The sequence below is a fragment of the [Clostridium] citroniae WAL-17108 genome (assembly GCF_000233455.1).
Classification (GTDB): Bacteria; Bacillota; Clostridia; order Lachnospirales; family Lachnospiraceae; genus Enterocloster; species Enterocloster citroniae.
On record NZ_JH376420.1, the window covers coordinates 618,655 to 639,617 of the forward strand.

A 20,963-nucleotide genomic window follows, 5' to 3' on the forward strand; every position below is an offset into this window, starting at 1 on the left:
GGCTCATTAATTATTTGCATTATCAATGGCAAACTGCTGTAAATTATCCATTGCCTCCTGTGGATCTGTGCCGCCTAAAATAGAAACCGATGCATTATTAAACTCCACGCCCTCACCTGCCCCATAAATCCTGTCCAGCCAGGGCGTATAAACCTTCATCTGGTCAAACATTTTCCTGGACCGGACCGTCATCTCGCTGAGATTATCCAGGTTTACCTGTACATTGGTTGCTGTTATCTGGGCATTGTCCGTCAGTACCTGCTGGTAATCCCCCAGCGTCATCTGCTTTAAAAACGCTGCCGCTGCCTCGGGGTTCTCCGCCTGGCTGCTGATGGCGTAGGTCTGTCCGATGGAACCTACATTCACACCGTTGTAATCCGGGTTATCGGAAGGCAGGAGAAAGAAATCAATATCATTGTAGTAGGGGTTCTCCGGGACATCCAGCTTGTTAACCCCTGATGTGATGCACATGAACATGGCCACATCACCGTTGTTAAATAATTCAAACCCTTCACTTGGGGACATTCCTAAAAATCCGTCCACCAGATATCCCTGGTCCATTATCTGTTTCAGAAGCGTTCCCGCTTCCACAAACGTCTTGTGATTCCACTGCACCTCATCGCTGATGGTGTAATTGTAAAACTCCTCGCCCCCCAGTACATTACACAGCTGCTGAAGCATCTGTCCTCCGTACCACGCTTCCCCGCAGGGGATGGCTAACGGGCTGATCCCGGCCTGTTTCAGCGCTTCACACGTTTCCAGGAATTCGCTGTATGTGGCGGGGACTTTGGTACCCGCATCCTGAAACAGCTTATTGTTATAAGCCACTACCACGATCTGCTTGGAATTCGGCACCGCCCATATCTCATCCCCGAATGTAAGGGGACCAAACACGCTTTTGTCCGGATACGCCCCATACCACTCCTCATCATTTACAAGGATGTCCCCTACGGGATATACCTTGTCACCGTCCACAAAGGGCTGAAGGAATCCGGACTCCCATGTAAAAAAGATATCCGGCTGGGCATTGGACGCCATCAAGGTGGTGAGCTTTGTCTTATAATTGTCATTGGAGTAACACTCCAGCTTGATCCTTACATTATACTCATTGCTTTCATTAAACTTATCCACTTCTCTCTGGATGGCCTCTGCAAACACATCATTGGTGCCCCCGTTTAGTGTGGTCATGGTCATCTCCACCACATCCTCTGTTTTTGTCTTGGCCTTGCTGACCGCCCCGCTGTCTCCATCAGCCGCCGCTGAACTGCCGCAGCCCGCCAAAATACCCATTGCCATAAGAACTGATAACCCTATACCTAATCTTCGTTTCATAGTTCCCCATCCTCCCTTATATCTCATATACAAGAACCCCAAAGGGCTCCAGTTTGATCGTCCCGCTTTCTTCATTTCCGGTCAGCACATTTTTCATTGTCCTTCTCAGCTGGATCTCCGTCCACTTATCTTCATAATTCAGTATGAACAGGCAGGCTCCCCGATCCCCTTCCCTGACAGCGGTCTCACACCATTCCGGCACGCTGGCCCAACAGCTCAGGCCGCTGCTGACCCCGGCTGACCGAAGCAGGGTTTTTACAGTCTTGCAGTCAAAGGCAGCCCCAAAGTAATATGCTTCACCTGCGCCGGTACGTTTCCTGACAATGGCCGGACTTCCCTGGTAATAACCGGAACAGTAGGTTGCAACTATTTCACATGCCTCATCCACAGGTGTCAGTATATCATGAAACAGCGGCATGTAAATCTTCTGCCCGTCCATCTGGGCATACTGGTCCGTGGAATCCGGCATAACAGCTGTAAAATCCAGGATATGGATCCCAAACAGATCCGTCATCCGGATGGGCATGATCTCCATGGGACACCTTCCGTTCATATCCTTATATCCCGTCCTGGCGCCAGTAATGAACTTGCCCCCGCCTTCCACATATTCCCTGATCACCTGTACCAGGGCTGGATTTACTATGGTCATGTGGGGTGCAAATACCACTTCATACTGCTGCAGGGTGTGTACATCCATTTCCGGGGTGACGGTGACATAATCAAAGGGGATATGTTCCTCCTGAAGCGCCTGGAAAAGTCCAAGGTGGGAGTATCTTCTTAAGGGTCCATGCCACACATCCGTTTCCCCATCCCATTCATTATCATAATCATACAGGATAGCTGCCTTTGCCTGATATCTGCTTCCCGCCATGCCGCTTATTTTCTTTATATCCTTGGACAGGTTCCTGATCTCCTCCAGCCTCCGGTTGTCCAGATTGTCATAGCCCAGGATCCCATGCCAGTATATCTCCGTCCCAAAGGAACAGGTCCTCCAGCGGAAGTAACTTACAAAATCAGCGCCGTTGGCAATGGACTGGAAGGTCCACAGCCGGATCTGGCCGGGCTTTGCCGAGGGCGCCACCCTGAAATTATACCATCCTCCGGGGCCTGACTGCTGTTCCATGATACCGAATCCCTTTCCGGTCCCCCGTGCCCTGGCCAGGTTCATGCTCCACTTTCTGTCCTTCAGATGATCGGCTCCCTCCATTAACCCGAACTCAGGATAGCTGTCATATGTAATGAAATCCAGCGCCTCATTGACCATCCTGTTATAATCCACGTGTCCGAACAATCCGTTGGTTGTGACAAACACATGGTCCGGCAGGTATTGTTTCAGGATCTCATACTGTAATCTGCAATAGGAGATACAGCTTTCCGAGAAAAACCGGACGGCATCCAGCCTGAGATGGGGATTACAGGTATCCCTCTGTGTGTGGCGCGGCAGGTACACCTGCTCCCATTCCGTATAAGTCTGGTTCCAAAACACGGTTCCCCACGCGCTGTTCAGCTGCTCCAGGGTGCCGTACCGTTCCTGTAAAAATGTGCGGAAGGCTTCATGGTCGGATTCGGAATAAAACTCATTGGTGACACAGTTTAATTCATTATCAATCTGCCATCCGATGATGCATTTGTGTTCCCCATAGTGTCTGGCCAGCTGTTCCGTGATGATCCTGGTCTTCTCCCTGTATATGGGGGAATTATAATTGTAATGTCTTCTTGCCCCATGATACTGTTTCCTGCCATCCAGGTCCACGGCCAGCACCTCAGGATATTTTAGCGTAAGCCATGCCGGCGGGGTCGCCGTGGGAGTACAGAAGATAACCTTGATATCCGTTGTCCGGACCACATCCAGGAAACGGTCAAAAAAGCTGAAATCAAATACCCCTTCCTGGTTCTCAAATTTGTTCCAGGCAAACTCCCCGATCCGGATCATTGTTATCCCGGCATCCCTCATACGCCTTAGATCCTCCGGCCATAATTCCTCTTTCCAGTGTTCCGGATAATAACACACCCCTAATGTTATCTCGTTAAAATATGACACTTTATTACCTCCCTTCTGCTGTTGTGTACGCTCGGAGTCTCAGAGAGTACACCTGTTGATGTCATTATAGTAAAAACAGGGCCGGGCTGAAACACAGAATACAAACCTAAAATGTTGAAAAAACAAACCACAAAAAGCAGTCCGGAAGCCGGAGTGCCCGGAGGCGGGTCTGGCGGCTGGACTGCCGCCAGCATACAGGGAATTCGCCGGAATACAAGAGTGCGGTCACCATACGAAAATGTCGCCGGCACACAATGGTACCGGCGGCATCCTGCAGTTCCCTGTGAACCGCATTTCCCCGTGATCAAGATTCATCCATTATAAAAAACTCTGTTACAAAGAACCTCCGCTATAAATATCCTTCGTTTTTCCGCAGAAATTCTTCCATCCCCTGCTGTGACAATGGTTTTGAGTAATAATACCCCTGTATCTGCTCCACCCCAAAATCGATCACCAGCTGCCTCTGCTCCTCGGTCTCCACCCCCTCCGCCACCACGGCCATCCCAAGGTCCTTAAAGGTTTCCACCAGATGCTTTACCGCCAGGGCCGATGTCTGATTGTCCATGGATGCCCACACAAGGCTTTTATCCAGCTTTATGGTTCCAAAGGGAATGCTGATAACAGTGGCAATATTGGAGTATCCTGTCCCAAAATCATCCAGACCCATTATGATGCCGTGGCGTTTCATCTCAATGGCAAAATCCGTCACCACCTGGGGGTTCTCCGCCAGGGTGCTCTCTGTAAATTCCAGCTTGACCATGGACATAGGGGTCCCGTTGCGCTGTATGATATCCAGTACCTTTGCGGTCAGGTCCGGCTGTGAAAACTGGATGGCCGAGAAATTCACATGGATGGCTTCAATGGGAAGCCCCTGTGCCCGGAGGCGGTTGATGTATTTACACACCTTGTCCAGGATCAGATAGGTCAGTTCAATGATAAGGCCTGTCTCCTCAGCAATGGGGATAAATTCCGAGGGATACACCGGGCCGATGGGAGTGTTGTTCATCCTCATAAGGGATTCTGCATACATGAATTTCCCTGAATCCACACAATAGATGGGCTGATAGTACATCTCCACATCCCCGCCGGCCAGCTGATCCTTCAAGATCTGGATGATCTGTTTTCTCCGCTCCAGTTTTCCCAGCATACTGCGGTCGCAGTATAGGACCTCCCCATATTTTCCGGTTTTGGCCTGGTAAACAGCATACTCAATGGCGCTCACCGCTTTCTCCAGCGTGTTCACATACTCGGACCGCCTGACAATGCCTATGGCCACCGGCAGGATGAACTGATAATCCCGGTTTTGCCATGGCTTAGCCATGCGTTCCTGTATCTCACCCACGCACCGGCGGATGCGCTCCCCATCCCCGTCCGTGAACAGCAGGGCAAACTCATCCCCGCTGTACCGGTAGACATTTTCCCGGGGACCGATCTCACACAGGAACCGGCACACCGATTTAAGAAACTCGTCCCCGCTGTGCTGCCCGCATATGTTATTGACCTGACGGAAATCCCGGATCGACACCACCATCAGGGTAAATTCCTTGTCCGGATATTTCTTAAACATCAGGTCCAGCATATTCAAAAGCTCCTGGCGGTTGGGTACACCGGTCAGGTAATCCATGGATATCTGTTTGTTCTGCAAATGTAGGTAGATGATCAGAAGCGCACATGTGGCGGCGGAGCCTGACAGGATGATATCAGGATACAGCTGCTGGAACAGGATGACCAGCACGGCCAGCACCGGAAAAGCCGCCAGGATATGGAAGATCTGCCGGTCAATCTTATGCCGGTTCCTGACCGCCACCACAATACATGCAATACAGTATGCGTAAAAAATCAGATAGGTCAGGAAAATGCAGCCGCCTCTCACATATCCCTGGTCGCTGTTTATGGCAAACATACATCCTGTAAACGAATTGGACAATACCAGCATGGTATAAAGGACTGCGGGAATACTTCCGGCCAGGATCATCTGCCTTAATCTGGGGCGCTCCTCATATATGATGGAGACCACATAAAGATAATAGATCAGACCCATTAAAGGAGTCAGTATAAAATAGACCGTGGTAACCGCCCAGGTCAGCCACAGGGGTGAGGGGATGTAACGGTACAGCATAAAGGTGGACAGGATGTTGCTTGTCATGGCCGCAAAGGTGATGGTCAGGCATCCCTGGAACATCCTGTTCTTCAGGCTCGGAATATGGCTGCCTTTTCGGGAATATACCCATATGATTCCCAGGATAACCAATGATATTGTTTCCGGAGCAATGTTCCACTTCACCGTTTCCACCTGCCGTTTCCCACATGTTCGTGTTCTTATCTCTTAATCATATACTAAAATCCCATTTACAGCAATATCCATTTTGTGAACAGTCCTTCCTGTACTTAAAAATGTGCAAAATCTTTTAGTTATTCTAAAAATTTTTGTTGATAAACTCCTGGAAGTTTGTTACAATCCATTTAGGAGGGATTTATTTTAACCAAAAAATAGGAGGGTATTATGAATCAAATGTTACTTATAGTCCCCATCATAGGACTGCTGGGGCTTCTGTTTGCCATCATGTTAAGGCTGCATGTTATCAAGCAGGATCCCGGAAACCAGAAAATGAGGGAGATCGCTGACGCCATTGCAGAAGGCGCAAGGGCTTTTCTCACCTCAGAGTACCGTATACTTATTGTCTTTGTTGCATTGTTGTTTATTGTCATCGGCTTTGGAACAGGCAGCTGGGTCACTGCAGGATGCTTCCTGGTGGGAAGTTTCTTTTCCACAGCAGCCGGCTATCTTGGAATGAGCGCTGCCATCCGCGCCAACTGCCGTACCGCCAATGCGGCCCGCACCTCAGGCATGCGCAGCGCCCTGGCACTTGCATTTTCAGGCGGCAGTGTCATGGGAATGGCTGTGGTCGGCCTTGGACTGATGGGGGTTGGAGCCCTCTATATGATCACACGGGACGTGTCCGTCCTCTCCGGCTTCAGCCTGGGAGCATCCTCCATCGCCCTTTTTGCCCGTGTGGGAGGAGGCATCTATACCAAAGCCGCGGATGTGGGCGCTGACCTGGTGGGAAAAGTGGAAGCAGGCATCCCAGAGGATGATCCCCGCAACCCGGCCGTGATCGCCGACAACGTGGGCGACAATGTTGGTGATGTGGCAGGAATGGGCGCTGACCTGTTTGAATCCTATGTGGGTTCCCTGATCTCCGCACTGACCCTGGGCCTTGTATTCTATCAGGAATCCGGCATCATTTTCCCACTGCTGCTCTCCGCATGCGGCATTGCGGCTTCTATCATAGGAACCCTGCTTGTCAAGGCCATCGGGGGCACGGATCCCCACAAGGCACTAAAGACAGGGGAATACAGCGCTACCGCACTGGTTGTTATCGCTGCACTGGCGCTGAGCCGCACCTTTTTCGGCAATTACCTGGCTGCCCTGACCGTGATCACCGGCCTGTTTGTGGGTGTGCTCATTGGATTTGTCACTGAGATCTATACGTCAGGGGATTACCGGTTTGTAAAAAAAGTGGCCGGCCAGTCTGAGACAGGTTCCGCCACCACCATTATCAGCGGCCTGGCAGTGGGTATGCAGTCCACCGCTGTTCCCATCCTTCTGGTATGTATCGGCATCCTGATCTCCAACCGCCTTATGGGACTTTACGGAATTGCCCTGGCCGCAGTGGGTATGCTGTCAACCACCGGAATAACAGTTGCCATCGATGCTTACGGACCCATTGCAGACAATGCGGGAGGTATAGCGGAAATGGCCGGACTGGACAAATCCGTCCGTGAGATCACCGATAAGCTTGACTCCGTGGGAAACACCACGGCTGCCATCGGCAAGGGCTTTGCCATTGGCTCCGCTGCCCTCACCGCACTGGCCCTGTTCGTATCCTATGCCGAGGCAGTTAAGCTCACCACCATTGATATCCTCAATGCCCATGTCATTGTGGGCCTTTTCATCGGCGGGATGCTCACCTTCCTCTTCTCTGCCATGACCATGGAATCCGTATCCAAGGCAGCTCACCAGATGATCGAGGAGGTGCGCCGCCAGTTCCGTGAGAATCCGCAGATCCTTCAGGGAAATGCCCGCCCCGACTACGCTTCCTGCGTGTCCATCTCCACCACGGCTGCCCTCAGGGAAATGTTCCTGCCGGGACTTATGGCAGTGCTGGCGCCCCTGGCCACCGGAATTATCCTGGGACCGGATGCCCTGGGCGGTCTTCTCACCGGTTCCCTTGTCACCGGCGTCCTCATGGCAATCTTTATGTCCAACTCCGGCGGAGCCTGGGACAATGCAAAGAAATACATAGAGGAGGGCAACCACGGCGGAAAGGGAAGCACGGCCCACAAGGCAGCTGTAGTAGGTGACACGGTAGGCGATCCATTTAAGGATACCTCAGGACCTTCCATCAATATCCTGATCAAACTGATGACCATTGTGTCCCTTGTTTTCGCCCCTCTGTTCCTGCAATACGGAGGATTGATTTAAGTGAATGATACACATACTGAATGATACACACAACAAGGAAAGGGTTCCGGCAATTTTGTCCGGAACCCTTTTTGCGATACTCTTTCCACTATAATTTTTCTATCCGGACTTATTCCTGTCCCAATTCTTCCCCATTGGTCTCAATCACATGACGGAACCAGTCAAATGATTTCTTCTTATACCGCTCCCCGGTACCGCTTCCGTCATCCTCCTGATCCACGTAGATAAAACCATACCGCTTTTTCATCTCCCCTGTGGTGGCGGAAACCAAATCAATAGGCCCCCACATAAGATATCCGAAGCATTCCACATCATCCTCCTCAACCGCCAGTTTCAGCTGCTCCAGGTGAAGCCTCAGGTACTCAATGCGGTAGCTGTCATCCACGGTCTTGTCCTCACTCAGGATATCCACCGCGCCCAGACCGTTCTCCGTAACGATCAGGGGTTTCCCGTACTTTTTGTACACTGCGTTCAGCAGATAGCGCAGTCCCTTGGGATCAATGGACCACCCCCACCTGCTCTGCTCCAGGTATGGGTTCTGCACACCCCCAAACAGGGTCTCCTCCCCCTCTTCCCCATCATGATGGCCCACGCTGGAGGAGTAGTAATTGACGCCGATAAAGTCAATGACGCCCTGTTTAAATGCTTCCTCATCCTCCTCTACACCCTCCGGTACAATGCCCATTTTTTCGTATTCCTTCAGCTTATACCTGGGGAAATATCCGTTGCACATGGCGTCCACCTGATAAAAATCCCGGTACATTTCCTTAAATGCCTGGAACGCATTCTCCGGTTTACAGTTATAGGCGTACACGGGTTGAAGGCCGAACACACATCCGATCTGGTTATCCGGGTCCACCCTGTGGCCCAGCTCCACTGCCTTCACCCCTGCCGCTGTCATATTATATCCCACCGCGGCCAAGGTCCTGGCAGGTTCTTCCATCTGTGAAAACTTAAGGCCCGCAATGATATAAGTGAAAATATCCGATGCCTCTGTGGCCGGATCAATATGGTTCATCTCATTAAACGTGACCCAGTACCTGACCTTTCCCTTCAGTGCACGGAACATGGTCTCACAGTACTTCAGATAAAAGTCAATCACTTTCCTGTTGGTCCAGGAACCATATTCCGTCACCAGATGATAAGGCATTTCAAAGTGATACAGGGTAACCATGGGTTCGATCCCCTGCGCGCGCAGTTCATCCACCACGGACCTGTAGTACCGGATCCCCTCCTCATTGGGCTGTTCCTCGTCACCCATGGGATAGATCCTGGACCAGTCCACAGAGATCCGCAGTGTCTTAAACCCCATCTGGGCAAAGAGACCAATGTCCTCCCTGTACCGATGGTAAAAATCAATTCCCCTGTGGGAGGGATAATACTTTCCCTCCTCTATCTCCGTACAGATTTCCCTTGGAACTTCATAGGAGCCGCTGGTCACCAGATCCATAATAGCGGTTCCCTTTCCGCCCTCCTGCCAAGCGCCCTCACACTGATGGGCCGCTATACTGCCTCCCCATAAAAAGTCTTTTCTCATCCTTATCAGCTCCTTTACATTTTAAAACACAACACTGAGGCACTCTTCATCCAGATGGATATTCTCAGCCGTAGTGGGGATCACATCCAGGAACTGGGCCGTGTTGGTGATGATGACCATGACAGTGGTATCATACCCTTCTGCCTCAATGGCCTTCATGTCCGCTTCCACCAGAAGCTGTCCCCGCTCCACACGCTGCCCCTGCTCCACATGGGCGGTAAAATATTTACCGTCCAGCTGGACCGTATCGATCCCGATATGGACCAGCAGCTCCACGCCGGAATCGCTTTTGATCCCAATAGCGTGTTTGGTGGGGAACAGGCATACCACCTGTCCGCTTACAGGAGCGTAGACCTGATCGGCCGCCGGCTTGATTCCGATCCCCTTTCCCATGGCGCCGCTGGAAAATGCCTTGTCATTTACCTGTGAAAGCAGAACCACGGTTCCTTCCGCCACAGTGCTCAGAAGTTCCTTCTGAAGCCCGCTGGTATCCGCCGGTACAGGAGCTGCATCCGGGCTGACTGTACGCTCTTTCTCCGTCTCCCCCCCGGGCGCGCACAGAACAAATCCCGCAATGGCCGCTGCCACGAATCCGATGAGCACGGCCGCTATCATGTAATAGAAATTGTTAAAATCATTTACCCCGATATAGGAGGGAAGTCCGGCCAGTCCCCATGCCATGGTATATGTTTTTACCTGCATAAGGCCTGCAAACAGTCCTCCCAGACCTCCGCCGAATATAACGGCCAGGAACGGACGGCGGTATTTTACAAACACACCGAACACGGCCGGCTCTGTGCAGCCTAAGATCGCGGAAAAGCTGACCGTACCAAACAGTTCTTTCTGTTTTGGATCCTTTGCCCGGAGGAAGTATCCGAACATGGCGCCGCCCACAGCAATATCGGAAATGGTGCAGGCTGCCAGGAACAGGGGGTCATAACCCATTTCAGCCAGGAATGCCATGACCACGGGCATGATAAAGTTTCCGGCTCCCATCATGATCAGGAACGGCTGGATGGCCGCATAGAAGGCCACCACACTCCAGTTGCCCAGCGTATTGGCCAGGAAGGTGCATACAAAGCTGATCCCCTCCCCGATCCAGGTCCCGATAGGGCCAAAAAACATTAGGGTAACAGGGAGGGTGATCACCAGGGTCAGTACCGGGATCAGAAAATACTGCAGCAGATTAGGGATGACCTTTTTCAGAAACGCCTGCACATATCCCATAAACCATACGGCCAGCAGAATGGGAATAAAGGAACTGGAATAGGTAATGGCAGGAAGGGGGATTCCAAACACACTGAGCCCTTCCACCCCGTTAATGGAGGAGGACAGCAGGGTTGCCGCCAATGCCACGGCCAGATACGGGCTGGCGTTCAGACGCTTGGCACATGCCATGGCCATAAAAATGGGGAGGAAAAAGAACACGGCTCCCCTGATGGAATCCAGCACAATATAGGTTGGACTGTCCGCTGATACCAGCCCTGTCAGGGCTACCAGGGACAGCAGTCCTGCCAGCATGCCCGCTGCGATAATGGGCTCCAGCAAAGGTGTCATGGATTCCGACACCAGGTCCAGGGCCACCTTAAAGGGATTCTTCTTTCCTTTGGGCTGCGGATCCCCGGTCTCACTGCCAAGTCCCAGCATGGCGGTCAGTTCCTCGTGTACCTCCGATACCTGGGTTCCGATGATGATCTGATATGCCACATCATTGGATACCACGTCAATCACCCCATCCAAAGCCTTGATCTCATCTGTTTTCGCCAGGCTCCGGTCCTTCAGTGTAAAACGAAGCCTTGTCATGCAGTGCACCACTGCGCTGATATTATTTTTTCCGCCCACTAAGCGGATGATCGATTCATTTAATGCCTGATATTTCATGGCTTTTACTCCTTTTTTTCATTTCTGTCCGCGACCCTGTGTATATGCAGGATCAGATATGTTTCCTCATCAATTGTAAGTTCCATTTTAAAACTGTCTTTAATGTACGCCCTGATCTTCACCGCACACTCATAGGCTCTTGGGTACAGGACCCTCACCTGGGAATTCAACGCCTTGTCATTGTCCTCAAATACCTGTCCGGTCTGAAGCCGCTGGATAAAATACTGCAGATGGGTAATGAGCCGCATATAATTCACTGACGACTCGTCCAGGCGCAGGCTGTAATGGTATTGTATGATGGACAGGATATCTTTTAACACCTGCATGGCCTCTATGGTCTCCTTCAGATCGTGTCCCTCTGACTGGAGATTGACAAAATGAAGGGCAATGGAAACCGCCTCATCCTCAGGAAATCCCACGTCAAAGCGCTGGTTCATCAGATTCAGGGCATGCAGGCCGATCTGGAAATGTTTCGGGTAGAATTTCTTCACTTCCCATGTCAGGGGGCTGCGGATAAACTGCCCTTTTCCCGCCCTTTTCAGGGCAAAGTCAATATGGTCCAATAAAGTCAGATATAAATAATCATTTGCCTTCTGCCCCAGCAGGGTCTCGCCAAAAGCAATGACATTGTTGGCAATGTTCAGATACTCTTCATCTGTATTGGCAAGCAGGTAACTGAAATGCTCCAGCATATCATTGGAATCCAAAACATATGTTTTTTCGATTTCCTCTTCCCCTATCGACTGGCCAGCCTTTTTTCTGAATGATATGCCCTTGGAGTAGACGATCAGCTCACTGCCCCCTTTTTTTACCACTGCAACATTGTTATTTAAAATCTGACTTATCTTCACAATAGATCCTCCTTTCCAGAAAAAAAAACTCAAACTACACGGAAAATAAAAATTTTCAGTGTAATCTGAGTTCTGCCTGCATACCAGTAACATACTCACTTCGTGACTCCCTAGTCACATAAGTTTTCTTTTCTAAGTTTTTCTCTGGTTTTAATTCTATATAATAATTCCTGCAATGTCAAGTCCTTTTTCTTATGTAAAATGATCATCATTCATCAAATATACTGACAATCTCACCATTGAGTATCCGGTTCATATTTTTAACCGCACAAAAATTGCCGCACATGGAGCATGTATCTTCCTTTTCCGGTTTTGCGGATTCCCTGTAGCTCCTGGCCTTTTCAGGATCCAGGGACAATTCAAACATCCGCTCCCAGTCCAGATTCTTGCGGGCAGTGCTCATCTCATGATCCCACTGGGCAGCTCCCTTGATCCCCTTTGCAATATCCGCCGCATGGGCCGCGATCCTGGATGCAATGATTCCCTCCTTTACATCATTTACATCCGGCAGCCTCAAGTGCTCTGCCGGAGTCACATAGCAGAGAAAGGATGCGCCGCTGGCCGCTGCCAGGGCTCCCCCAATGGCTGCTGTTATATGGTCATATCCAGGGGCAATATCTGTTACCAGGGGGCCCAGTACATAGAACGGCGCTCCCTTGCAGATGGTCTGCTGTATCTTCATATTGGCCTCGATCTGGTTTAACGGCATATGTCCCGGTCCTTCGATTATAATCTGAACATTCTTATCCCACGCCCTCTGTGTAAGCTCACCCAGCGTTACCAGTTCCTCTATCTGTGAAATGTCCGAGGCATCAGCGATACATCCCGGACGACAGGCGTCTCCCAGGCTCAGGGTCACATCATATTCCTGGCAGATATCCAGTATCTCGTCAAAATGCTCATAAAAGGGATTCTCCTGTCCGGTCATCTCCATCCATGCAAAGATGATGGAACCTCCCCTGGACACGATATTAGTCAGACGCTTCGCCTTCTTAAACCGATCTGCCGTTCTCCTGTTGATCCCAATATGGATGGTCTGGAAATCCACGCCGTCCTCCGCATGCATTTTTACAATATCGATCCATTCCCGGGATGTGATATCCTTTAAGGGCTTATGGTAATATACCACCGCATCATAGATGGGGACCGTGCCGATCATGGCCGGGCATTCCCTGGTCAGTTTCTTCCTGAAGGTACGGGTATCCCCAAAGGAACTGAGATCCATAATAGACTCTGCCCCCATCCGCACTGCGTCATTTACCTTTTCCAGTTCCATGTTGAGATCCATGCAGTCCCTGGATGTGCCCAGATTTACATTGATCTTTGTTTTCAGCATGGAGCCGATCCCATTTGCCTCCAGGCATTGGTGGCGTTTATTGGCGGGAATGGCCACTTTGCCTTCCGCCACCAGCTTCATCAGCTCTGCAATATCAAACTTCTCCTTTTCAGCCACCTTTTTTAATTCCTTTGTCTGGATGCCCCTTCTGGCTGCATCCATCTGCGTTGTGTAGTTCATGATTCTCCTCCTTATTTTCTTTTGTGGAAAATAAAAATGGCCCGCTCCGTTAAGGAATGGGCCATGAATCACTCATGCTGTACAGCAACCTCGCATATTCCGCGCGATTCCTGTATGTTCCATATTTCCCTACGTTGGCATTATCCAAATCAGGTATAATAGGTCGAAGTTCGATTACTTCCTCTCAGCCTGCGCTACAAGCTCCCTGTTGTAATTGTATCGGACGTGTACATTGGATACCGGGTCCAAATTTATATATCCTTTACCAGTTTATTCGGTAATTCCCTATCTGTCAACCCCTTTTTTCACACCTCAGGCTTCAGATTCACCCGTGTTTCTCCGGGAGGGCAGACGGTGCTTATCCCCCCATGCACACATCATATCCAGAATGGGGATCAGTGACCTTCCCCGCTCTGTCAGGCTGTATTCCACTTTCGGCGGGATCTGGGGATACTCCTCCCTGTGTACCAGCTGGTCGCTCTCCAGTTCCTTCAGGGTGACGCTCAGTGTCTTATATGATATCTCACCAATATACTTTTTCATCTCATTAAAGCGCACCACACCAAATTCCATTAAAGTGTAGAGGATCGTCATCTTATATTTTCCATTGATCAGAGACAGGGTATAGCTGAAACCAGTGTCTCCCAGACATGCCTGGGATATACGGCATTTTTCCATTTCACACTCTCCTCTAGGTAAGTATATAACTTTTAGTTTAGTATCTAACTTTAAAGTTAGTATCTCACCTGAATGTTCGTACTTGCTTTTTATAATGGTACTGTTAAAATTATAATATGTTGTAATGGAAAAGTCAATGGACCATAAAGCAGACGATTCCAGTATTAACACTAAAAAGGAGATTTATGAATACAGTACAATCTAAAAAGCACACCACGACACAGGCGGACATGCACGACACACAAAGCAGACAATACACGGTTTCAGGAAATACGGCTCTTTCTAAGGAATGGGAACTGAATATTCCCAGCATCATCCATACCAGTCCTTTGGAATTCAGGAAACTGACCATACATGACCGCACCTGGGCTGCTCCCATTCTGGCAGCGGAAGACAGTCTGGCATCCGATGGATGCTTTGGGACCTTCTTTCTTTGGGGCAGCGCATATGGAATGACGGCAGCCAGGATCGACAACAGGATGATCCCAAAGTATAGCACAAAGGAGGGGCTGTTCTTTTCCTTTCCATCGGGCAGCGGTCCCCTCAAACCGGCAATCCTTCAGATGAAACGGTTGTCAGAACAGCAGGGACAGCCCCTTTTGATCAGGGGCATGACCGAAGAGCAGAAAAACCGCCTGGAAAAAGAGTTCCCGGCCCAGTTCACCTTTGAGGAGGTTCGCAGCAGTGCGGATTATATTTACGAAGCAGAAGTCCTTGCAGGGCTGGGCGGCAAAAAACTGCACAATAAGCGCAACCACTGCAACCGGTTTGAACAGGAGTGCCCGGACTGGCGCTTTGAACAGCTCGGCAAAGAACATGCCAAATCCTGCCTTGATCTGCTAAACAGCTGGGAAGAAGATCACAGTGGGCAGGAAGGCGGTATGGCCGAGGCGGAAAAAGAAGCCATTCTGACAGCCTTTAAGCATTACGACCAGCTGGGGCTGGAAGGCGGCGTCATCTATGGCGGGGACCGTCTGCTGGCATTTACACTGGGGGAGCCTGTTGGCAGGAACGGGTTTGATGTAAGGTTTGAAAAAGCCGACATCTCAGTCCACGGCACATACCAGATGATCAACCGGGAATTTGTCCGCCATCTTCTTAAGACCCATCCGGGGCTTCGCTATATCAACCGGGAAGAAGATATGGGCATGGAAAACCTGAGAAAGGCAAAGGAGTCCTATTATCCGGCCTTTATGCTGAATAAATATGCGGCCCGCTGGTAATCAGCGGACCGCCCTCCGGGGCCCATTGAACCAACTGCGCCCTTTGCCAGCCCGTTTGATCATCATGAACGCCGTTTGAAATCATGTGTATAAGATCCCCTTGTCCACTGAGGGTAGCATCTGAATATAGATACGTCAAGATTAAAATTCCTGTCTTATAAAAAGGGACTTATAAAAAAGGGACATCAGACATGATATCCCTTTTTTGCCGCCCACCGAAACATTCCCTGGGGCAGTTCAAACACAAATACAATCCCCAGCACAATGGCAACCGCCACCTTCACCGCCTCATATCCCGTATATACGGCCAGGCGGAGCTGTTCTGTCACCAGATAGTACGCGGTCCAGTAAATACCTGCCCCGGGCACCAGAGGGAAGATGCCTGATACAAGGAAAATGGTAACCGGACACCTGTTTCGCACAGCGGCGGACCTGGACAGGAAAATCACCACCACCGTGGCAATAAAGGATGCCCCCGCCGGTCCGCAGCCGCCGGATGTTGTCAGCACATATACGGCCCATCCGGCTCCTCCAATGGCCCCGCACCATGGGTAGAATACCCTTGGGACTCCAAACAGAAGAGAAAACGACACCGTCCCCACCATGGCAACACAAATCTGCAGTATCATAGCAGCGTACCCCCCTTCAGCCATCCGATCACGGTGAATCCCACGCCCACACCTATGGCAATGCAGAAAAACACCAAAAGGGCGTCCAGCATACGGACCGATCCTGATATATAATCACCATTGGCAATATCCCTGATGGCATTGGTAAAGGGCACTCCGGGTATCAGCGGCATGATGGAGCCGATCACCATATAGTTGAGATGCTGCCCCACCCCCAGAAGATACATGGCGCTGCACAGGATGGTGACCAGTGCCCCGCCGCTGATATTTGCCACGATCTTGGACAGATGAGGGCCGCTGACATACAGCACATACAGATACAGGGCCAGCCCTGCTAAAAGTGCAACAGTGCTGTCCCAGGGACTCCCTCCAAACAGATAGCAGAATGCGGCACTTCCGCAGCCGGATGCCATCACCTGCATAAGCCGGGTCTTACCCGGCATTCTTTTTATATCCTCCAGCCTTTCCCCCACTTCTTTTATGGTATATCTTCCTTCCTCTATCTCTCTGGAAAGCTGGTTTACAGCCGCCACACGGTCCAGATGGGTTCCGCTGACCGGAATGTGCTCCACCTTTGCAAAAAACGACTCGTTCCTGTCCCCTACCGTTGTAAATATACCATTGGAAAGCACAAATGCATTTCCGGAACGGACACCATAATAGTTGCAGATCCGGTCCATGGTTTCTTCCACCCGGGAGATCTCGGCTCCATTTTCCAGCAGCAGATGACCTGCCTGAAGCGACACCTCCATGACTTCCTTTTCCCTGTTCTCCTCCACTTCCCCACTTTCCTCCTAATAATCCCACCGGTGAAAATCCTGAATCAGGATGCCGGACGTTCCTATCTGTTCTTTTGTGTATTCCGAAAGATCCATATGCTCTGCAAGCCTTCGGTCCACAATGGCAAAGGGTATGGTCTTAGGGACCTTCCCCTGCTCTATGGCTGTAAGCCCCACACTGGCATCATCTGCTTCAAGGCCTGTCTGAATAGCCTTTACCGGATCAAATTTCCAGATTTCCCCTGCACATTCGACCACATCCTGTACCCTGTCACCTATAAAGGAACAGGATCCTTCCGCTTTCAGCATTTCACTTTCAGGGATGATGATTTCAAAACTGAACTGTCCGTCTTCCGGATAACGGTTCATCCAAAATCCCCTGACATGGGAAAATCCCCTGTAATCAAACAAGATCTGCTTGTAATTATGAAGATATGTTTCCGTGAACCCCAGTTTAAAATCCTGCTCCAACAGCCTCTGGTTAAAGGCGGCTATCTCCGCAAAGCTGTTATCCTCCGAATTCCAGTAACCGCTTTTAAATATAAGGCCGGCCTTTTCCAAAGCCGTATGAAAATCCATTACAAACAAGGGATAGAGGTCCTCTCTCTGAAACTGGATACTCAAATTAAAATATGCCGGCATGACCATACACCTCCCCGCTTAGCCAGCTGTATTATTCATGTCTCTTCAGTTCAAGCACGTCAGGTCTTGCATAATGCCCCCAGACATCAAATTCCATAGGGATGCACAACACAGCTTCCGTCCCGGCATACGGTTGGGGGAAGCTTTTGAATCTCATCCGGGTATGCAGCCGGCCAAAAATCAGCCGCAGCCATGGGTGTGGAGGAGAATCCGAACGTACGCTCTTAGCTTACCACATTTTTATCCCATATTCTACATTGCCTGTATGGAATCGGGAAATATATATGACAGAAAGCAGGACGTACAGACAGATTGTTTTACTTCTGCCTGTACGTCCTGCCTGTTAATTCTACGGATCCTGCCTTCCGTCCCTCAACTATTATGTCTCTCAAACCCCAGATACCTGGTCCCCTGAAACTTCAATGTCCCGGTATCTCCCTCTGCCAGCATCCCATATTCCGAACCGCTCACGGACAGTTCCATCCGGTCACCGCTTTCCACCTCAAATGTAACATAATAACTGGTGGATGAGGAGGAATGGAATCCGTGGGCTCCTGTCATATCCCCTGCATTGGCATGCTGGCGGCGGACCACGTTGGTGCGTTTTGCCGTTACCCGGGCTGTCACGGATAATCTGGGAGAATGGTTGTTTTTATTCCACTGCCCGATCCCCCGAACGGCTCCAACCACAAACATTACAATAATAATGGTGAATATAAGGAAAAACAGAATATCAAACCCGCCTCCCCAAAAGAACGAATCCATATACATGATCCATCCACCTCCTGCTGCAAAATTAATGATCCCGCATATGGTTAAATATTACCATATGGCTGCTTCCACAATATTACTATTTATTTACGTTATTCTAAATTTTTCCTGTAACATTGCGTCATCTGGCTTGTATTGTGCGCAGGTTTGTGATAAAATTAATTAAACCATTAGTTTAATTAATTAACTGTATGGAAAATCCCCACCGGGAGGAAAAGATGGGACGAAGAAAAAAAGAACCGGAGCATGTGCACCGTGAGGCCATTGCCTCTGCCGCCGAAGACTTGTTCGTGCACAAAGGGATACAGGCTGCCACCATGGATGACATTGCTAAAAAATCCGGCTACAGCAAGGCAACCCTGTATGTGTATTTTGCAAACAAGGAGGAAATCGTGGGATATCTTGCCCTAAAAAGCATGAAACTTCTCTGTCAAAGCCTTTCCGACAGCGCTTTAGGGCAGGGAACCATAAGGGATAGGTACAACAGCATATGTACCGCACTGTGGAAGTACCATGAACAGTATCCTCTGTATTTTTCCTTTACCCTGAGCGAGATCAATGTGGATTTTGATCACGGTGACTTTCTTCCGGTGGAAAAGGAGATTTACCAGGCCGGGGAACAGATCATCGAAATCATTGCCTCATTTATACGTGAGGGGATGGAGACCGGGGACTTTCTGCCCGATCTGCCGGTTCCGGAAACTGTTTTTTTATTCTGGTCAGCGCTGTCAGGCCTGGTCCAGGTTGCCTCAAACAAACAGTTTTATCTTGAGAAAGCCATGCAATTGTCAAAGCAGCAGTTTTTGGATTTTGGATTTGATAAGTTGTACCGGATGATTGAAAGGAATGGTGTGATATGAAAAAAAGAATGGTCGCGCTTTTGGGAAGCCCCCATAAAACCGGCTCAACCGCATCCATGTTAGACTGTGCCGTAAAAGAAGCAATGGGAAATGGATGGGAGGTCACGGTAATCCATCTGTATGAGAAGCAGATCGGGTACTGCCAGGGCTGCCGGGCGTGTATGGATACCGGGATCTGTGTACATCATGATGACCTGCAGGAAATCGCCGGACTTATCAAATCCTGCGACCGTGTTGTACTGGCTGCCCCGACTTACTGGGCCAATGTACCAGCGGTTGTCAAGAACCTGTTTGACCGACTCCTTGGAACCGCCATGGAAGAAACCGCTGCATTTCCCCGCCCCCGGCTTTCCCCCGGCCAGGGCTATCTGCTTTTGACAGCCTGTAACACTCCCTATCCTTTTTCATGGATCTTTGGCCAGAGCAGGGGGGCCATCCGGGCTATGAATGAATTTTTTAAGACTTCCGGCATGAAAAAACTGGGAACGGTTGCATTTGCGGGGGCAAAAGGAAGATCCCACCTGCCTGCCGGCATACAAAAGAGGATCATCCATGCCCTAAAGTAATTGCAGCACCTGATTTAACCGGATACCAGTTTTGCGATCTCCTCCGCACTTTTTCCGCAGCAAAGGCATCCGTCCACCATCACGTTGGGAGCCGTACGGCAATGCTTTAAGCAGGACCTGGTTTTCAGATACACGGTCCCATCCCTGGATATCCCATCCCCGTTGATTCCCAGCTTTTGTTTTAGCTTCTGCAGGACATCCAGACTGCCCTTTGCTGCACAGTTTTTTCCGATACAGAATACGATCTCATGCCTATAAGCGGATTCCTTTAAACTGGGAATCCGCTTTATGATGGCCTGTATGGTGGATACCTTTACATCTGCTGCCTGCGCCGCCATTTCCCGGAGTCCGGGACCGATACAACCGTTCACTTCCTGGAGTTCCCGCAGCATTTCCACGATCATTTCCTGGGAGGAACGGTTTTGCAGACCTGCATAGTAGTCCAGGATCTCATTTGTTTGGATCTCATTTTCCGTGTTGCTGTTTGACTGCATTTTCTGTCTCCTTATTTCCCTTATATCTTCTGCCACTCCCCATGGATTTATTCATTTCATTCTCCCGCCGTCTGAACAGTTACATTTTCATTATATTTCATCCCTTGTACTGTTCTAAATCAAAATGCCGGTGCATACAGGTTATCCCTGTCCGCCACACACCAATCTCATTCTGCCGCATAAGATATGGCAAAGAATACTTTGAAAGGTAACCTTATGTACAACAACACTTACAACCCTTCGCTGACGGAAGATCCTTACTACTATCCCACTGCCTATTCTGAATCTCATCCCCAGGCAGAAGACTCCGTTGAGTGGGTGTATTCACAGGAATTAGAACCTATCATACCTTACCCTGATGATGTCTTTGATGAGGTTGACGATATCCTGGAAGAGGCTGAGGACGCCATATTAGAAGATTTTGACGATACCGTCTTTGATGATTCTGAGGATACCATGGAATTCACTGCCCAGGAAGGAATGGGACGCCCTGCGCCTCCGTTTATGCCTGACAGGCCAGGCCGGCCTCAGCCGCCAAGACCCCAGCCACCACGGCCCGAACCTCCAAGGCCCCAGCCTCCACGGCCCCAGCCTCCACGGCCCGAACCTCCAAGGCCCCAGCCTCCACGGCCCGAACCTCCAAGGCCCCAGCCTCCACGGCCCGAACCTCCAAGGCC

The 20,963-nt window shown here is 50.2% G+C and carries 17 protein-coding genes and 1 riboswitch; of the genes, 4 read left to right on the forward strand and 13 right to left on the reverse strand.

Translation table 11 applies throughout. From position 1 onward, the window contains the following. Positions 1-6 precede the first annotated feature (6 nt). From HMPREF9469_RS02730 to HMPREF9469_RS02740, 3 genes are all read right to left on the reverse strand, one after another. Positions 7-1,332: an ABC transporter substrate-binding protein gene (locus tag HMPREF9469_RS02730; protein WP_007858936.1), complete on the reverse strand. Its 1,326-nt coding sequence runs from the start codon at positions 1,330-1,332 to the stop codon at positions 7-9. A 16-nt stretch (positions 1,333-1,348) separates the two neighbouring features. Next, positions 1,349-3,373, reverse strand: coding sequence for a beta-galactosidase (locus HMPREF9469_RS02735; protein WP_007858938.1), 2,025 nt, complete (start codon positions 3,371-3,373; stop codon positions 1,349-1,351). 349 nt (positions 3,374-3,722) lie between these two features. Beyond that, positions 3,723-5,657, reverse strand: coding sequence for a putative bifunctional diguanylate cyclase/phosphodiesterase (locus HMPREF9469_RS02740; RefSeq protein WP_007858944.1), 1,935 nt, complete (start codon positions 5,655-5,657; stop codon positions 3,723-3,725). A 219-nt stretch (positions 5,658-5,876) separates the two neighbouring features. On the opposite strand from HMPREF9469_RS02740, the gene HMPREF9469_RS02745 reads away from it, so the two are divergent. Next, positions 5,877-7,859, forward strand: coding sequence for a sodium-translocating pyrophosphatase (locus HMPREF9469_RS02745; RefSeq protein WP_007858945.1), 1,983 nt, complete (start codon positions 5,877-5,879; stop codon positions 7,857-7,859). Positions 7,860-7,968: 109 nt separating this feature from the next. Here the strand turns inward: HMPREF9469_RS02745 and HMPREF9469_RS02750 are convergent, their stop codons facing one another. The 5 genes from HMPREF9469_RS02750 to HMPREF9469_RS02770 form a co-directional block, all read right to left on the reverse strand. Further along, a complete protein-coding gene (locus tag HMPREF9469_RS02750) occupies positions 7,969-9,396 on the reverse strand; it encodes a family 1 glycosylhydrolase (RefSeq protein ID WP_007858946.1) in 1,428 nt (475 codons plus the stop codon). Between the two features lie 21 nt (positions 9,397-9,417). Then, complete coding sequence (locus HMPREF9469_RS02755; RefSeq protein ID WP_007858947.1) at positions 9,418-11,277, reverse strand: beta-glucoside-specific PTS transporter subunit IIABC; 1,860 nt, start codon at positions 11,275-11,277, stop codon at positions 9,418-9,420. A 5-nt stretch (positions 11,278-11,282) separates the two neighbouring features. Further along, positions 11,283-12,128 carry a BglG family transcription antiterminator LicT gene (gene licT, locus HMPREF9469_RS02760; RefSeq protein ID WP_007858948.1) on the reverse strand — a complete coding sequence of 282 codons (846 nt, stop codon included), beginning with the start codon at positions 12,126-12,128 and terminating at the stop codon, positions 11,283-11,285. A 208-nt stretch (positions 12,129-12,336) separates the two neighbouring features. After that, positions 12,337-13,644: a phosphomethylpyrimidine synthase ThiC gene (thiC, locus tag HMPREF9469_RS02765; protein WP_007858949.1), complete on the reverse strand. Its 1,308-nt coding sequence runs from the start codon at positions 13,642-13,644 to the stop codon at positions 12,337-12,339. A gap of 108 nt (positions 13,645-13,752) precedes the next feature. Then, positions 13,753-13,862, reverse strand: a riboswitch (TPP riboswitch). 94 nt (positions 13,863-13,956) lie between these two features. Beyond that, positions 13,957-14,322 (reverse strand): winged helix-turn-helix transcriptional regulator, encoded by a 366-nt coding sequence (locus tag HMPREF9469_RS02770; protein WP_007858952.1) that lies wholly within the window; start codon positions 14,320-14,322, stop codon positions 13,957-13,959. Between the two features lie 185 nt (positions 14,323-14,507). Between HMPREF9469_RS02770 and HMPREF9469_RS02775 the strand changes: the two genes are divergently transcribed. Then, on the forward strand, positions 14,508-15,545 hold the full coding sequence (locus tag HMPREF9469_RS02775; protein WP_007858954.1) for a DUF2156 domain-containing protein: 1,038 nt from the start codon (positions 14,508-14,510) through the stop codon (positions 15,543-15,545). Between the two features lie 185 nt (positions 15,546-15,730). Here the strand turns inward: HMPREF9469_RS02775 and HMPREF9469_RS02780 are convergent, their stop codons facing one another. The 4 genes from HMPREF9469_RS02780 to HMPREF9469_RS02795 all read right to left on the reverse strand — a co-directional run bounded on the left by HMPREF9469_RS02780 (position 15,731) and on the right by HMPREF9469_RS02795 (position 18,366). Next, complete coding sequence (locus HMPREF9469_RS02780) at positions 15,731-16,174, reverse strand: threonine/serine exporter family protein (protein WP_007858956.1); 444 nt, start codon at positions 16,172-16,174, stop codon at positions 15,731-15,733. Further along, positions 16,171-16,926: a threonine/serine exporter family protein gene (locus HMPREF9469_RS02785; protein ID WP_045091308.1), complete on the reverse strand. Its 756-nt coding sequence runs from the start codon at positions 16,924-16,926 to the stop codon at positions 16,171-16,173. Before HMPREF9469_RS02785 ends, HMPREF9469_RS02780 begins: the two co-directional genes overlap by 4 nt. A gap of 42 nt (positions 16,927-16,968) precedes the next feature. Beyond that, positions 16,969-17,595 carry a hypothetical protein gene (locus tag HMPREF9469_RS02790; RefSeq protein WP_007858960.1) on the reverse strand — a complete coding sequence of 209 codons (627 nt, stop codon included), beginning with the start codon at positions 17,593-17,595 and terminating at the stop codon, positions 16,969-16,971. Between the two features lie 372 nt (positions 17,596-17,967). Further along, positions 17,968-18,366, reverse strand: a complete 399-nt coding sequence (locus HMPREF9469_RS02795; RefSeq protein ID WP_007858962.1) for a DUF2500 domain-containing protein — start codon at positions 18,364-18,366, stop codon at positions 17,968-17,970. A 218-nt stretch (positions 18,367-18,584) separates the two neighbouring features. On the opposite strand from HMPREF9469_RS02795, the gene HMPREF9469_RS02800 reads away from it, so the two are divergent. Together HMPREF9469_RS02800 and HMPREF9469_RS02805 are read left to right on the forward strand one after the other, a co-directional pair. After that, positions 18,585-19,226, forward strand: coding sequence for a TetR/AcrR family transcriptional regulator (locus HMPREF9469_RS02800; protein ID WP_007858964.1), 642 nt, complete (start codon positions 18,585-18,587; stop codon positions 19,224-19,226). Beyond that, complete coding sequence (locus tag HMPREF9469_RS02805) at positions 19,223-19,792, forward strand: flavodoxin family protein (RefSeq protein ID WP_007858966.1); 570 nt, start codon at positions 19,223-19,225, stop codon at positions 19,790-19,792. The genes HMPREF9469_RS02800 and HMPREF9469_RS02805 overlap by 4 nt, the downstream gene beginning before the upstream one ends. A gap of 14 nt (positions 19,793-19,806) precedes the next feature. On the opposite strand, the gene HMPREF9469_RS02810 is transcribed toward HMPREF9469_RS02805, so the two are convergent. Next, a complete protein-coding gene (locus HMPREF9469_RS02810) occupies positions 19,807-20,286 on the reverse strand; it encodes an NADH-quinone oxidoreductase subunit NuoE family protein (protein ID WP_007858968.1) in 480 nt (159 codons plus the stop codon). Between the last annotated feature and the right edge of the window lie 677 nt (positions 20,287-20,963).

Bases quoted from the DNA above. Each gene is read 5' to 3' on its own strand.
- HMPREF9469_RS02785 (WP_045091308.1), bottom strand. From the start codon at position 16,926: ATGGAGGTGTCGCTTCAGGCAGGTCATCTGCTGCTGGAAAATGGAGCC.
- thiC (WP_007858949.1), bottom strand. From the start codon at position 13,644: ATGAACTACACAACGCAGATGGATGCAGCCAGAAGGGGCATCCAGACA.
- HMPREF9469_RS02730 (WP_007858936.1), bottom strand. From the start codon at position 1,332: ATGAAACGAAGATTAGGTATAGGGTTATCAGTTCTTATGGCAATGGGT.
- HMPREF9469_RS02755 (WP_007858947.1), bottom strand. From the start codon at position 11,277: ATGAAATATCAGGCATTAAATGAATCGATCATCCGCTTAGTGGGCGGA.
- HMPREF9469_RS02805 (WP_007858966.1), top strand. From the start codon at position 19,223: ATGAAAAAAAGAATGGTCGCGCTTTTGGGAAGCCCCCATAAAACCGGC.
- HMPREF9469_RS02790 (WP_007858960.1), bottom strand. From the start codon at position 17,595: ATGCCGGCATATTTTAATTTGAGTATCCAGTTTCAGAGAGAGGACCTC.
- HMPREF9469_RS02770 (WP_007858952.1), bottom strand. From the start codon at position 14,322: ATGGAAAAATGCCGTATATCCCAGGCATGTCTGGGAGACACTGGTTTC.
- HMPREF9469_RS02745 (WP_007858945.1), top strand. From the start codon at position 5,877: ATGAATCAAATGTTACTTATAGTCCCCATCATAGGACTGCTGGGGCTT.
- HMPREF9469_RS02775 (WP_007858954.1), top strand. From the start codon at position 14,508: ATGAATACAGTACAATCTAAAAAGCACACCACGACACAGGCGGACATG.
- HMPREF9469_RS02810 (WP_007858968.1), bottom strand. From the start codon at position 20,286: ATGCAGTCAAACAGCAACACGGAAAATGAGATCCAAACAAATGAGATC.
- HMPREF9469_RS02800 (WP_007858964.1), top strand. From the start codon at position 18,585: ATGGGACGAAGAAAAAAAGAACCGGAGCATGTGCACCGTGAGGCCATT.
- HMPREF9469_RS02780 (WP_007858956.1), bottom strand. From the start codon at position 16,174: ATGATACTGCAGATTTGTGTTGCCATGGTGGGGACGGTGTCGTTTTCT.
- HMPREF9469_RS02750 (WP_007858946.1), bottom strand. From the start codon at position 9,396: ATGAGAAAAGACTTTTTATGGGGAGGCAGTATAGCGGCCCATCAGTGT.
- HMPREF9469_RS02795 (WP_007858962.1), bottom strand. From the start codon at position 18,366: ATGTATATGGATTCGTTCTTTTGGGGAGGCGGGTTTGATATTCTGTTT.